General features: G+C 48.8%; 11 protein-coding genes. 1 reads left to right on the top strand and 10 read right to left on the bottom strand.

Features of this window, described 5'->3' with window-relative positions; translation table 11 throughout:
• Window positions 1-20: 20 nt before the first annotated feature.
• The 7 genes from ybgE to mngA all read right to left on the bottom strand — a co-directional run bounded on the left by ybgE (window position 21) and on the right by mngA (window position 10,666).
• Window positions 21-314 carry a cyd operon protein YbgE gene (gene ybgE / locus ACJHX4_RS02605; protein WP_000034597.1) on the bottom strand — a complete coding sequence of 98 codons (294 nt, stop codon included), beginning with the start codon at window positions 312-314 and terminating at the stop codon, window positions 21-23.
• A complete protein-coding gene (gene cydX, locus ACJHX4_RS02600) occupies window positions 314-427 on the bottom strand; it encodes a cytochrome bd-I oxidase subunit CydX (RefSeq protein WP_000270282.1) in 114 nt (37 codons plus the stop codon). Before cydX ends, ybgE begins: the two co-directional genes overlap by 1 nt.
• 14 nt (window positions 428-441) lie before the next feature.
• Window positions 442-1,581, bottom strand: a complete 1,140-nt coding sequence (cydB, locus tag ACJHX4_RS02595) for a cytochrome d ubiquinol oxidase subunit II (RefSeq protein ID WP_000568275.1) — start codon at window positions 1,579-1,581, stop codon at window positions 442-444.
• Between the two features lie 15 nt (window positions 1,582-1,596).
• Window positions 1,597-3,165 (bottom strand): cytochrome ubiquinol oxidase subunit I, encoded by a 1,569-nt coding sequence (cydA, locus tag ACJHX4_RS02590; RefSeq protein WP_000884361.1) that lies wholly within the window; start codon window positions 3,163-3,165, stop codon window positions 1,597-1,599.
• A 1,542-nt stretch (window positions 3,166-4,707) separates the two neighbouring features.
• On the bottom strand, window positions 4,708-5,901 hold the full coding sequence (locus tag ACJHX4_RS02585) for a tetratricopeptide repeat protein (protein WP_000725054.1): 1,194 nt from the start codon (window positions 5,899-5,901) through the stop codon (window positions 4,708-4,710).
• Between the two features lie 197 nt (window positions 5,902-6,098).
• Window positions 6,099-8,732 (bottom strand): mannosylglycerate hydrolase, encoded by a 2,634-nt coding sequence (gene mngB, locus ACJHX4_RS02580; RefSeq protein WP_000648958.1) that lies wholly within the window; start codon window positions 8,730-8,732, stop codon window positions 6,099-6,101.
• Between the two features lie 17 nt (window positions 8,733-8,749).
• A complete protein-coding gene (gene mngA, locus ACJHX4_RS02575) occupies window positions 8,750-10,666 on the bottom strand; it encodes a PTS 2-O-a-mannosyl-D-glycerate transporter subunit IIABC (RefSeq protein WP_001531490.1) in 1,917 nt (638 codons plus the stop codon).
• A 168-nt stretch (window positions 10,667-10,834) separates the two neighbouring features.
• Between mngA and mngR the strand changes: the two genes are divergently transcribed.
• Window positions 10,835-11,557, top strand: coding sequence for a mannosyl-D-glycerate transport/metabolism system transcriptional repressor MngR (gene mngR / locus ACJHX4_RS02570; protein WP_000509910.1), 723 nt, complete (start codon window positions 10,835-10,837; stop codon window positions 11,555-11,557).
• 103 nt (window positions 11,558-11,660) lie between these two features.
• Here mngR and sucD read toward each other — a convergent pair whose 3' ends face one another.
• From sucD to odhB, 3 genes are all read right to left on the bottom strand, one after another.
• A complete protein-coding gene (sucD, locus tag ACJHX4_RS02565; protein ID WP_000025458.1) occupies window positions 11,661-12,530 on the bottom strand; it encodes a succinate--CoA ligase subunit alpha in 870 nt (289 codons plus the stop codon).
• Window positions 12,530-13,696 (bottom strand): ADP-forming succinate--CoA ligase subunit beta, encoded by a 1,167-nt coding sequence (gene sucC, locus ACJHX4_RS02560; RefSeq protein WP_001048602.1) that lies wholly within the window; start codon window positions 13,694-13,696, stop codon window positions 12,530-12,532. Before sucC ends, sucD begins: the two co-directional genes overlap by 1 nt.
• Window positions 13,697-13,789: 93 nt before the next feature.
• Entirely contained in the window at window positions 13,790-15,007 is a 1,218-nt protein-coding gene (odhB, locus tag ACJHX4_RS02555; protein WP_000099866.1) for a 2-oxoglutarate dehydrogenase complex dihydrolipoyllysine-residue succinyltransferase, read from the bottom strand.
• Window positions 15,008-15,017: the final 10 nt, after the last annotated feature.

The raw sequence follows: 15,017 nt of genomic DNA, 5'->3' as shown, positions 1-15,017 counted from the left end.
TTTTTAAAGAGAATTCTGATTTAAAAGAAGAAGAAAATCAGCCCGACAATGAGAACAATATCGGCAAGCAATGGGCAAAAAAACCCTTGCCAGAGAACCTTCTGCGGACGAAAGCCCACGCCGTGAATCACACCAGCACAGACGGCCCACATAAGCAGTAAACCATGCCAGATTTCCAGTTCACTGGTCTTCGCGGCGAAACGTGATGGGTCCCAAAACATACATCCTGCTAACAGAAGTGCCATCACGAAGGAAAGCGCCCGCAGGGGGCGCTTGTCCATTACCGCATACAAGGTTGCGATAATCTTACTCATCAGATGTCTTCTTGACCGGCTTTGCCTGATTCGACGTGCTCAAGCGCCAGCGCGGTGATTACCCCAAACGAACAGGCAAGAAGCGTTCCCAGAATCCATGCGAAATACCACATTTTTAGCTCCTTACTTAGTACAGAGAGTGGGTGTTACGTTCAATATCTTCTTTGGTGATACGACCGAACATTTTCCAGTAACACCAGGCGGTGTAGAGCAGAATGATCGGTACCAGAACCACCGCAACCCAGGTCATGACGTTAAGCGTCAGCTGGCTGGAAGTTGCATCCCACATTGTCAGACTTGCGTTCATCATGGTGCTGGACGGCATCACAAACGGGAACATTGCGATACCGGCAGTCAGGATGATGCAGGCCAGCGTCAGGGAGGAGAAAACAAACGCCCACGCGGCTTTATCCATACGTGCAGTCAGGATGGTCAGCAGCGGCAGAACCACACCCAGTGCCGGAATAGCCCACAGAATTGGCGTGTTGTTGAAGTTAACCAGCCATGCGCCAGCTTCACGAACCACTTCTTTATTCAGCGGGTTAGAGGCTGCGTAATGGTCCATTGTCGATTTCACGACATAACCATCGATACCGTACATCACCCATACGCCAGCCAGTGCGAAGCAGACCAGCGTCACCAGTGCCGCCACCTGAGCCGTTGCACGGGTACGCAGGTGCAGTTCGCCCACGGTACGCATTTGCAGATAGGTTGCGCCCTGAGTAATGATCATCCCTACGCTCACCACACCTGCCAGCAGGCCGAACGGGTTAAGCAGCTGGAAGAAGTTACCGGTGTAGTACAGACGCAGATATTCATCAACGTTGAATGGTACGCCCTGCAACAGGTTACCGAACGCTACACCAATCACCAGCGGCGGAACGAAGCTACCAATGAAGATGCCCCAGTCCCACATGTTACGCCAGCGGGTTTCTTCAATCTTGGAGCGGTAGTCAAAACCGACCGGACGGAAGAACAAAGACGCCAGTACGAGGATCATCGCCACATAGAAGCCGGAGAACGCAGCGGCATAGACCATCGGCCAGGCAGCAAACAGTGCACCGCCTGCGGTGATCAGCCAAACCTGGTTACCGTCCCAGTGTGGTGCGATGGAGTTAATCATAATTCGACGCTCGGTGTCGTTACGACCGAGGAAACGGGTGAGCATGCCCACCCCCATGTCGAAACCGTCAGTGACTGCAAAACCAATCAGCAGAACGCCAACCAGCAGCCACCAGATAAAACGCAATACTTCATAATCGATCATTTGACGACTCCTGTCTTAGCGTGCCGGCTGAGTAGTCGTGGAAGACTGCTCAAAGTGATAGCGACCGGTTTTCAGGCTGCTTGGGCCGAGGCGTGCAAACTTGAACATTAAGAACAATTCTGCCACCAGGAACAGGGTATACAGGCCGCAAATCAGCACCATTGAGAAGATGAGATCGCCTGCGGTCAGTGACGAGTTCGCCACAGCTGTCGGCAGCACTTCACCGATAGCCCACGGTTGGCGGCCATATTCAGCCACGAACCAGCCCGCTTCTACAGCAATCCACGGCAGCGGAATACCGTACAGCGCGGCGCGCAGCAGCCATTTTTTCTCGCCAATGCGGTTGCGGATGACACTCCAGAAAGAGAGCGCAATGATTGCCAGCAGCAGGAAGCCACACGCCACCATGATACGGAACGCGAAGTACAGCGGCGCTACACGCGGAATGGAGTCTTTGGTTGCCTGTTGAATCTGAGCTTCAGTCGCATCAGCCACGTTTGGCGTATAGCGTTTCAGCAGCAGACCGTAACCGAGATCTTTCTTCATGCTATTGAACTGGTCACGAACGGCCTGGTCAGTAGAACCAGAACGCAGTTGTTCGAGCAGAGAGTACGCCTTCATCCCGTTACGAATGCGTTCTTCATGCTGCACCATCAGTTCTTTCAGACCGATAACTGGAGTATCCACGGAACGCGTTGCAATGATGCCCAGCGCGTAAGGGATCTGGATCGCAAATTTGTTCGTCTCCTCTTCCTGATCAGGAATGCCGAACAGAGTAAAGGCAGCAGGTGCAGGTTGCGTTTCCCACTCGGCTTCAATAGCAGCCAGTTTGGTTTTCTGCACGTCGCCCATTTCGTAGCCGGATTCATCACCCAGAACAATAACAGACAGAACGGCAGCCATACCGAAGCTGGCAGCGATAGCAAAGGAGCGTTTAGCGAAGGCGAAGTCACGACCTTTCAGCATATACCATGCGCTGATACCGAGGATGAACATCGCGCCAGTCACATAACCAGAAGCTACGGTGTGAACGAATTTCACCTGAGCAACCGGGTTAAGCACCAGCTCGGAGAAGCTCACCATCTCCATACGCATAGTTTCAAAGTTGAAATCGGACGCGATTGGGTTTTGCATCCAGCCGTTTGCAACCAGAATCCACAGTGCGGACAGGTTTGAACCGAGCGCCACCAGCCAGGTGACACACATATGCTGAACTTTACCCAGACGATCCCAACCGAAGAAGAACAGACCTACAAAGGTGGATTCGAGGAAGAAGGCCATCAGACCTTCGATTGCCAGCGGCGCACCGAAGATATCCCCTACATAGTGGGAATAGTAAGACCAGTTAGTCCCGAACTGGAACTCCATGGTCAGACCGGTAGCCACACCCAGAGCAAAGTTGATACCAAACAACTTGCCCCAGAACTTGGTCATATCTTTATAAATCTGTTTGCCGGAAAGGACGTAGACCGTTTCCATAATGGCCAGCAGGAACGCCATACCGAGCGTCAGTGGCACAAAAAGGAAGTGGTACATCGCGGTCAAGGCAAACTGTAAGCGCGACAGTTCGACTATATCTAACATCATGACTCCTTGCTCATCGCATGAAGACTCCGAGAGTGAACCCCGTTAGAAAGGGTCACACGCATGCCCCAATACAAAATTATTTGCTCGCCTCTATCGTTGCCATTTCATCAAAAGAAGAAAAGACAATGATAAAAAAGTTACAAATATGTTAATGAATAAACCAAATTTATCCCGTAATTATATTACGCTGCAAAATCCTTACAATAAACAGGTTTTTATTGAGCAAATTTGCATTTTTCGACAGTGATCAATTTATAGCGAAATTGTCACGATCCCACCAATTTGATCTACAACAATTTATCGTGTTTTGCAGATTTTTTTCAAGAATTAAAAATTGATTTATATCAAAATCAATCAGATATGTTAACCGCTCGTAAATCATGAATCATTGATGGGTTTGTTGTTAATAAATTGTAGCAAAATAACACAGTAAAACTACCCACATGGAAATATATAGATAAAAAACCAGTATTTTATTTAACAGAACCGCCTTATCGACTTTTTATAATACTAGTTAGTTAGAGTAGCTACTTTGTTGCCATTTTACATAACATATTTTTATCAACGTTAATTGATTGTTGTCTTTATGAGCAACGTACTGTAAATCCGTCACTTATTGTTTCATTGGTAATAATCACAAGAAGAAATAGATACCTTAGGTATAGTCAGATGGAACAAGGATTTTCAAAATAAATTTATATGGTATTAATATTTCCCGATCTGTATTCAATGATTCGCTCAAAGATTGAAAATCAAGAGAAATTGTTATAGCAGTGATACGAGACAACAAAACGGAATGATTGCCAGCCGTTAGAAAACACCGGACACTCTCGTGTAAAAAGCTACCCTGTCTATGGATATAGCGATATCGACTCATCAAGCGTGGACTGAATGATATTCAGCTCCATATGGGCGGCAACCTGGAGGATAAACATGATTTCGCCGTTGGAATCAAGGTTGTTCTGCAATATCTACCAGACTGCTTCAATTTATCTGTTTTGGAAGTGCAATAATCTTAATTTAACTATTTGAAGATGATGATATTGTCAGATGCCAGAAATTTAGTAATCTGGAGAACCGTGTCTATGATCACTAAATATTAAAGTAATAGTCGTCAGTAACACATCGAGTGATATAACGTATTGACACCTAATCATATAAAAACAGATCGTAATTAAGCAGCATAAGAATATGTCTTATTATCATTAAAATACATTCTATTTCCATCATCCTTAAGATAATAAAACAGTGAGTGATGGATAATTTCACCCCAAAAAAAAGCAAGCATATAAAATTAAAAAACATGACTCCACTTTCATTTTTATGAAATGGCATCGTGAAGAGGCGCCAGCCAATTATAAAGATCTTGCTCCTCAAAAAATGAAACAACTCAGCCTGAGATAATATTTTTGACCGAAGTTAACATTAAAAATGGTTAATAGTTTGCGCCTCTCACACAGGTCCAGGCAACTGCGTAACAGGCAAATCAAATTTTCGTAAACAGTGGGCATCATCAGATGCCCACAAAATACAGCTGATTTACATTTTCGTCTTTACACGTGCAATAGCTTCTTCATAAGAAGGCTTATTTTTTTCCGTATACGCCAGTTGATAATGCTGCAATGCTTCAGCATTCTGGCCCGAGGTTTCATAAATTTTGGCAATGTTATAATAGGAGTTGGCGCGCGTTGTCGCCGCATTTACCCCACTCGCTAACGAGATCGCTTTACGATTTGCCCAAATTGCTTCCGCTATGTTGCCATTTTTCTGATACGCCAGACCCAGGTTACTAAATGCCTGTCCGTAATTGCCGTCTAATTCTGTTGCCTGTTGGAAGAGTTGAATGGCTTGCTCAAGTTGACCGGTTTTATAAACAGCTTCACCTTCGCGATTATATTTTCTTGCCAGTTGAGTATCTCCACTGTTTTGCATCGCAGGCGAAGCCGGAGCTGAAGAGTCCGTCGCAGGCATTATCACAGTGGCTAAATCCCTGACGTCTAATGTGGTGCCGTTAAAATTGGCGCTGGTAACAGAGTTGATATCTTCAAACTCGCCGTTTGGATTGAGTTTAAACACGGTCCAGATGTTCCCTCGTTTTCCTGCAGGGACACTATAACTACGTACCAGGGAGCTCCCTACATAAACAAACACTTTTGCCTTACTGGCAGAGAGATAATTACTGTTGGGCAGCCCTTTATTGCTATAGTCCTGCACGGCATAGATGTAACTTTCACCAAAATGCTTTTTGCTGATAGTGACAGTTTCTGGTCCATAGCTATCCGTATCATCAACATCCAGATTGGCATCAGTTCCCTCTTTACTATCAAAATAGATATGTCCGCCAGGGAAGATCAAATGCGAATCAAGATCAAAAGGCTTTTCGCCCCAGCTCAAAACTACACGCATGCCATCCAGATTCGTCATCACCGGACTGATAGCATAAGTCATGCCAGCGCACGGACATTTGACCACCAGATTGGAATACCCCTCTTTTTTGACGATTAATAGAGCATCTTTATTATCAGCAAATGAAGTCCCCAAACTAATGCTGCCCGAAGTATTTGTGATACCAGAAACAGATTGTGCACCATTGCGTTGCAGCGTCACCGATGCCCCTTCAATGCGTTTATCTTTCACTGTCGCACTTAAAATATCAATGCTTACATCGGCGGCATAAGCACCTGCATTCATGCCCAACAGCGCGAGAGCAACTGGCAAAACAATTTTCTTCATGTATAAATCCTTTTTTTAATGAATGTAAGGTGGAAATTTCCCAGTTATTATTATCGTGTTAAAAGGTGAAAAAAAAGAAATAAGTACACTTTTCAGATTAACACCCACTCACCTTGAAACAAAAAGGCCATCCGGAGATGACCTGAACTTTCTGAGAAACGCTGTTTTTTCATGTGGTTTGCTTTATTACACACCATTCAGACTATTCGGTAGCTAAATGTCCGCGACTGTCCCGGTAAAAAGAGAGCTAATTCTTTTAAAACCTCATTTTTTTCTGTATTAAAGCGTTCATTCATCATGGTTTCTGTACACGTCATCACCTTCCTGCTAAACGCGACGGTCGCATCACAGCTTGTCAATTCAGCCGGATTAAACAGCCGCAATATTAATTCCTGTCTGTCTTCTGCTTTTTTTAGCGCGCTGATCAGACATCCCACTGGTGGCATTTTCAGCAAACTATAGCTTTCCGGCACATTGAATTTGGCTTTATTAAGCTTCATCGCATCCCACGGGATTTTGTTATAACACTGAACTGGCGTCAGCCATGCGCGTGCCTGCTGGGCTACACCGGCAGTTACGGGAGTACCGATATAACTAAATAAACTCAGACGACAGGAAAATGATCCGCGTAATTGTGAATCGGACACAGGCATTTTAATTCCTGAAGGACGCCCTGGCCTTAAAAGTAAATCTTCTTTTCCCAGTAATCCCACACCACGCAACAACGTAATAGCAAAGGTTTTATTCTCTTCTCCAATGACTTCAAATTCACGTAATCCTTCGCTAAAAACGGCTATGCCGTTACGCCCTTCCTGTAAGACAGCATAGTTGAGCATATTCCATACCGGAACCGGCGCTTCTTTCCAGCCTTCTTGCTGCCAGACATTCATTGCGCAATCCTTCACTGGCCGCGTCAATGAACCAAACTGCGTATCCGCAAGAACAACATCTGTGTTAAAAGGCGTGGGAATCAATACACGAATACGGTGATCATCGGCCTGGTTATCAAGATTAATATCCGCATCAATGCGTCTGCTGTTATGGCTAAGAGTGATCACCGTCTCCACCCCTACCCTGCCAGAACATTGCTTTGCGCGACGCTCTGACAGATTACGCGGCACCGCTATTTCATAGCGAATTATGGCCCTACTCTGCCAGGCTTCATGAATAATATCGTATTGCGGTTTCGCATTCGCTGAGGTAATGGCCCACTCTTCTTTTGCTGGCGAATAATCATATTCATCCCCATCATCGGAACCTTCTTCAATTTGAAACACCCGGTCATAGCGCACGCCACTATCTTTATCAACCAGACGAAGTGAACCATCCTCATTGAGTGCAATTTGCCAGAAAGCATTTTCCAGTATTCCCTCTGTTTTACTTTTTGGCGTGACCACATTGCCAGGCTGATTCGCTTCTATATAGAGCGTGCGATACCCCATAGAAGGGACAATTTGGCTGATCTGAATATCAAACTCCATAAAGGGATCATAATTGCCGTAATGAACTATTTGCCGATCAATAAGGCCGGGATCGATCTCACGGGCATGTCGAATAAAATATGGCACAGGCTGACCGCGACCGTCTCGCAAATTAAACTGGCTACCGCGCAGTCGAACAGTTGTGTTGATAACTTCTTCACGCGGCCAGGGCATCAGGTTAAACAGGACGAGTTTGTCGGCGTCGCTCTGCGGCATGTTGTCTGCTATTTTGCGCATATAGAACCGAATTAGATTATCCGCCATGTCTTCTGCCAGTTCGAAGCGGGCGACAATCTCGCGATGAACTTTATCACTGCAGCAGCAGCCGATGCTGTCATGGGCGTGGTTTTTTAAAATTTCTTTCCACATCTTCTCCAGCAAGCCGTGGTGATAATCAAAACCTAAAGTCCAGGCCAGCGTTGCCAACGGTTCCAGCAGATTAACAATCTTATTTTCAATGCGTGCGTGGGCAATTTTGATATCCATGCGCGTGGAACCGATGGTGCGATGCACGCGCATATATTTGCCATCGATGAATTCACCTTTCAGGATGGCCAGACTTTCACGCTGCGCTTCAATCTGCTCGAATACCTCTTCAAAGCGGCTCATCACAAACTTTCGTTGAGGATAAATTTCGCGCAGTTTCTCCATCACTTCGAAGATATTTTGCTGCAAGGGCATCTGGTCATGACCATTCGGCAATAAAATTTCTTTGGTTACTGACGCTTTTTCCAGCACGTCAAAATAACTGTCGAGGCGTTTACGTAATCCATTTTCGTCCGCAGGTAAGTACTTACCGATGGCGTAGCCCAGCGGCAGCACCTGCGCCGTCACTTCGCTACCGTCACTGCTTTGCCACAAAAACTCGGTTTTATCAGTACCGTGGCGCTCAGAACATCCGCGCCAGAACATGGTGCGGGTAATGCCAAATCCATTGTATATATGTGGCAGTTGCCCGGACATGCCAAAGGAATCCGGTAAATAACCTATTTTCATCGGCTCGCCAAACGCGAGGCAGTCACGCATTCCGTACATCAGATTACGGACTATGGATTCAGCAGAAACAATCGTGGTATCGGTCTGGGTATACCAGGGACCGATAATTAATTTCCCGCCCTCGACCAACTTCTTCACACGATCTTTGTTCTCCGGTTTGACAGCGAAATAATCTTCGAGGATCGCCGTTTGCCCGTCGAGTACGTAATATTTGTATTCGTTGTCCTGTTCCAGTCTGCACAGGATCTCTTCCATATTATTGACCAGCAGAATGCGAGACTCTTCTGTGGTGAAATACCACTCCCGATCCCAGTGCATATGCGGGGTGATGTGAACGCGAGATACCGCTTTCATCGTCGTTTCCTTTTTGTTTATGGCATTACGCCATCAGTCAGATAGTTTCCATGCTTTACCGCATGATGCCGCCAGATCAGGAGAATTGCAGTCGAGATTGCAGCCCCCACCAACGCCGCACCAAACCAACCAATTGCCGCCATAACACCACCCGCGCCATTATCATGAAGTAAAAAGAGCGAGAAAATGCCGGCACCGGGTGTCGAAAGGCCGATATTCATCGCACCGACGATAGCGCCCGTTACCATAGATCCCAGCACAAACGAACCAATAACCCGCAGCGGATCTTCAATCGCCATCGGGATCGCCCCTTCGGTGATACCTGCCAATCCTAACAGCCAGGTGGATTTCCCGGTTTCAATTTCAAACTCTTTAAACAGGCGCGGTGCGAGCATCGTGGAAGCGGTTACGGTAAATGCCGAAACCATTTTGACGGAGGCGAAAATGGCATACGGGCCGTAAACGCCGTTCGCCATTGCCCCCAGACAGAATGCATAAGCGGCTTTGTTCACTGGCCCACCAAGGTCAAAGGAACACATAAAACCGAGAATGGCGCCCAACAACAGTGCGTTATTTCCTGACAGACCGTTCAGCCAGGCGGTAAGCGAGTTATTGATCCATGCGACAGGTTCCCCTACTACAAACAGCATCAGACTACCCGCCCCCAACGTACCGAGCACCGGGTAGAGATAGAAAGTCAGGAATCCGTTGAATTTACTGCTAAGACGTAGATGATTTTTCACCCAGCGCATCAGATAACCGGCTATCAATCCGCCAACGACCGCGCCGAGAAACCCGGAACCAATCATGTTGGCGGCAAGCCCTGCCGCAAAGCCTGGCGCTAACGCCGGTTTATCAGCCAGTGAATAGGCGGTATAGGCTGCGAGCACCGGTACCATCAAAATCCCGAGCATCCCGCCGCCCAGCTTGCGGTACATCCACAACCAGGAGTTTTCTTCATTAAACAAATCTTGTAGCCCGAAGATTTGCGACAGTAATACCGCGACCGCCAGCACCGTGCCACCCGCGACAATCAGCGGCACGGCGAAAGAGATCCCGCTCAACAGTGCCTGCTTCAGCTCCGTTTTGACACTTTTCACCGGTTGCGTATCTTGCTGTACGGTACGCGTCTCATCGCTACGCTTGAGGGTAAGCGCTTGTTGAATCAACGCTTCTGCATGGCGAATCGGCTCGGCAACAGGCACAGAAAGCGCGGGAATGCCGTTAAAACGCTCGCTCTCCTTGATAGCGACTTCCGCCGCAAAAATACAGGCGGTTGCACTATTGAGTTGCTCCGCCGTTAAACGCTCTTCAATGCCGTTAGCACCTTGCTTTTCAACGTAGATATTCACGCCGAGTTTGCGTCCGGCTTTTTCCAGATATTCCGCAGCCATGTAGGTGTGAGCAATACCCGCCGGGCAGGCCGTTACGCAGACGATAGTTGGCGCATAAGAAAAAGAGGCAGTATGTTGCGCGTCCCCCTTGTCATCCAGCGCCGAGAGCAATTCATCGGGCGTCGTTGCCGACTGAATACGCGCCCTGAGCTCATCATCCGCCAGGCGCGTGGTCAGCGCGGTAAGCAGTTTCATATGCGTAGTACCTGCTTCATTGGGAGGAATGGCCAGCAATACCACTAAATCAACCGCTTCCGGGCCATCCACGCCTTCCCACTGAAGCGGCTCGCTGAGTGTGGCGACCGCAAACGCCGCTTCTTTTACCGCAGCAGTTTTGCCATGCGGCACGGCCAGCCCTTCACCTAAGGCGGTCGGGCCGAGGCTTTCACGGCAATACACTTCTTCCAGAAATTGCTCAGTACTGGAAATTTTCCCCAGAGCAGCAAGACGTTGAGTCAACGCGTGGATGGCCTCTTCACGGCTGGTAAAGCGCACATTCAGACACAGCGCATCGCGGTGGGTCAGAGTCGTCAGGTTCATCATGGTTCTCACTTGATCATTTTTATAGTCGCGCAAGTGTGCCTGATAAAACAATACATTTACGTGATCACTTTCACTTACAAGATACTATTTGTATTAAATTTGTATTATTTACAAGATGAATTTATCGAGCATAATGGCTAAATTCGTATTAATGAGATACTAGAAATGGGACACAAACCCTTATACCGGCAGATTGCCGATCGCATTCGTGAGCAGATTACGTGCGGCGAGCTAAAACCTGGCGATGCGTTACCCACTGAATCGGCATTACAAACAGAGTTTGGCGTCAGCCGGGTTACGGTGCGCCAGGCTTTGCGCCAGTTAGTCGAGCAGCAGATCCTCGAAAGCATCCAGGGCAGCGGGACTTACGTCAAAGAAGAGCGGGTCAATTACGATATTTTTCAGTTAACCAGTTTTGATGAAAAACTGTCGGACCGTCACGTCGAAACACATAGTGAAGTCCTGATATTTGAAGTAATTCCGGCTGACAATTTTCTTCAGCAGCAGCTGCAAATTAGCGAGCAGGATCGTGTGTGGCATGTGAAGCGCGTGCGCTATCGCAAGCAAAAGCCGGTGGCGCTGGAAGAAACCTGGATGCCGCTTGCATTATTCCCGGATCTCACCTGGCAGGTCATGGAAAATTCGAAATATCACTTTATTGAAGAAGTGAAGAAGATGGTTATCGATCGTAGCGAACAGGAGATAATTCCCCTGATGCCCACGGAAGAGATGAGCCGTCTGCTTAATATCAGCCAGACTAAGCCGATTCTTGAAAAAGTATCGCGTGGATATTTAGTTGATGGCCAGGTGTTTGAATATAGCCGCAACGCTTTTAATACTGATGACTATAAATTTACCCTGATAGCGCAGCGAAAATCGCCGCGATAAGCATAAAAAAGGCCATCATAAGATGGCCAACCATGTCGAAACCGACAGCCCTTCGCCCTTCCTGTAGGGGGAAGCGGCGAGGGCTATTTCTTATTACAGATATTTATTTCAGAACAGTTTTCAGTGCTTCACCGATATCAGCCAGGCTGCGAACGGTTTTCACGCCTGCGGCTTCCAGAGCAGCGAATTTCTCATCCGCAGTACCTTTACCACCGGCAATGATGGCACCCGCGTGGCCCATACGTTTGCCTTTCGGCGCAGTCACACCAGCGATGTAACCCACAACTGGCTTGGTGACGTGCTCTTTGATGTACGCAGCCGCTTCTTCTTCAGCGCTACCGCCGATCTCACCGATCATCACGATCGCTTCAGTCTGCGGATCTTTTTCGAACATTTCGAGAATATCGATAAAGTTAGAGCCAGGGATCGGGTCGCCGCCGATACCAACACAGGTCGACTGACCGAAACCGTAATCCGTGGTCTGTTTAACCGCTTCATAGGTCAGCGTACCGGAACGGGAAACGATACCCACTTTACCTGGTTTGTGAATGTGACCCGGCTGGATACCGATTTTGCATTCCCCCGGGGTGATAACGCCTGGGCAGTTCGGGCCGATCATACGAACGCCTGCTTCATCCAGTTTCACTTTCACCGTCAGCATATCCAGCGTCGGGATGCCTTCAGTGATGGTGATAATCAGTTTGATGCCTGCATCGATAGCTTCCAGAATGGAGTCTTTGCAGAACGGTGCTGGTACGTAGATAACAGAGGCGGTAGCGCCAGTGGCAGCAACAGCTTCACGCACGGTGTTAAACACCGGCAGGCCGAGGTGGGTAGTACCGCCTTTACCTGGGGTTACGCCGCCAACCATTTTAGTGCCGTATGCAATGGCCTGTTCAGAGTGGAAAGTCCCCTGGCTACCAGTAAAGCCCTGGCAGATAACCTTGGTGTTTTTATCAATTAAAATGGACATTATTTCCCCTCCACTGCGGCAACAACCTGCTGAGCTGCATCCGTCAGACCTTTTGCTGCAATAATATTCAGGCCGCTGTCAGCCAGTTTCTTCGCACCGAGTTCGGCGTTGTTACCTTCCAGACGTACCACGACCGGTACGTTAACACCCACTTCTGCTACCGCGCCGATGATACCGTCAGCGATCAGGTCGCAACGAACGATACCGCCGAAGATGTTAACCAGAACGGCTTTCACTTTGTCGTCAGAGAGGATGATTTTGAACGCTTCGGTTACACGTTCTTTGGTTGCGCCACCGCCAACGTCCAGGAAGTTAGCCGGTTCGCCGCCGTGCAGTTTAACGATGTCCATCGTACCCATCGCCAGACCTGCGCCGTTAACCATACAACCGATGTTACCGTCCAGCGCAACGTAGTTCAGTTCCCACTGTGCAGCCTGTGCTTCACGCGGATCTTCCTGCGACTGGTCACGCATTTCACGCAGATCAGGCTGGCGGAACAGTGCGTTGCCATCAGCGCCCAGTTTGCCGTCGAGGCAAATCAGATCGCCCTGTTTGGTAATAACCAGCGGGTTGATTTCGATAAGCGCAAGGTCGCGCTCCAGGAAAATGGTCGCCAGGCCCATGAAGATTTTGGTGAACTGCTGAACCAGTTTACCTTCCAGACCCAGTTTAAACGCCAGCTCGCGTCCCTGATACGGCATCGGGCCAGTCAGCGGATCAAGCGCAACTTTGTGGATCAGGTGCGGAGTTTCTTCCGCCACTTTTTCGATTTCCACGCCGCCTTCGGTGGAGGCCATAAAGACCACGCGACGGGAACTACGGTCAACAACGGCACCGAGATACAGCTCTTTAGCGATATCGGTCGCTGCTTCAACCAGAATCTGGTTAACCGGTTGGCCATTGGCATCTGTTTGATACGTTACCAGACGCTTGCCCAGCCAGTTTTCTGCAAAAGCACGGATGTCTTCTTTGCTGTTTACAACTTTCACACCGCCCGCTTTACCGCGGCCACCAGCGTGAACCTGACATTTCACTACCCACGGACCGGCACCGATTTTTGAAGCGGCTTCTTCTGCTTCGCGTGGAGTAGTACAGGCATAACCCACCGGTGCTGGTAAGCCATAGCGGGCAAAAAGTTGTTTTGCCTGATATTCATGTAAGTTCATGTGTTCTGTCCATCCTTCAGTAATCGTTATCTTTTAAACCGTAGACCGACCCCCTATCCACGTCGGTCTACAGTGCAGGTGAAGCTTAAACTACTACACGTCCAGCAGCAGACGCGTCGGATCTTCCAGCAACTCTTTGATCGTTACCAGGAAGCCCACGGATTCGCGACCATCGATCAAACGGTGATCGTAGGACAGCGCCAGGTACATCATCGGCAGGATCTCAACCTGGCCATTCACCGCCATCGGACGATCTTTGATAGCGTGCATACCCAGAATTGCGCTCTGCGGCGGGTTGATGATAGGCGTAGACATCAGGGAACCGAACACACCACCGTTGGTGATGGTAAAGTTACCACCAGTCAGATCTTCAACCGTCAGCTTGCCGTCACGGCCTTTAACTGCCAGCTCTTTAATTTTCTTCTCGATGTCTGCCATGCCGAGGGTATCGACATCACGCAGAACCGGCGTCACCAGGCCGCGCGGCGTAGAAACCGCCATACTGACGTCGAAATAGTTGTGGTAGACCACATCATCGCCGTCGATAGACGCATTCACTTCCGGGTAACGTTTCAGGGCTTCAACCACCGCTTTCACGTAGAAGGACATAAAGCCCAGACGGATGCCGTGGCGTTTTTCAAACGCTTCACCGTACTGCTTACGCAGATCCATAATCGGCTTCATGTTGACTTCGTTGAACGTGGTCAGCATGGCGGTGGAGTTTTTCGCTTCCAGCAGACGCTCTGCCACACGCTTACGCAGGCGAGTCATCGGCACACGTTTTTCGCTACGTGCAGCCAGGGCCGGTTGCGCCGCCGGAGCAGCCGCTGCCGGAGCAGACTCTTTCGCCGGGGCTTTCGCCAGATGTTTTTCCACATCTTCACGGGTCAGACGACCACCCACACCCGTGCCTTTAATGGCGCTGGCGTCGAGGTTATGTTCAGCCAGCAGGCGACGGATCGCCGGGCTTAACGCATCGTTGTTTTGCTCTTCCAGAGACGCCTGCTGGCGTTGCGCCGGAGTGGACGCTTTCTCTTCAGATTTGGCGCTGGTTTCTTTACCGGCGCTGTTGCCTTCACGCAGGCGACCAAGGATCTGACGAGACGTTACGGTTGTACCTTCATCTTCCAGAACCGCATCCAGAATGCCGTCTGCTGATGCCGGTACTTCCAGTACCACTTTGTCAGTTTCGATTTCTACCAGCACTTCATCACGTACGACTACGTCGCCGGGTTTTTTATGCCAGGTTGCGACGGTGGCATCGGCTACGGATTCAGGCAGGTCAGGGACCAGAATATCTACGCTACTCATTGTGTATCCT

Source organism: Escherichia sp. WS2035, assembly GCF_046487065.1.
Taxonomy (GTDB): Bacteria; Pseudomonadota; Gammaproteobacteria; order Enterobacterales; family Enterobacteriaceae; genus Escherichia; species Escherichia coli.
This window is presented reverse-complemented; position numbering and strand designations above follow the sequence as displayed.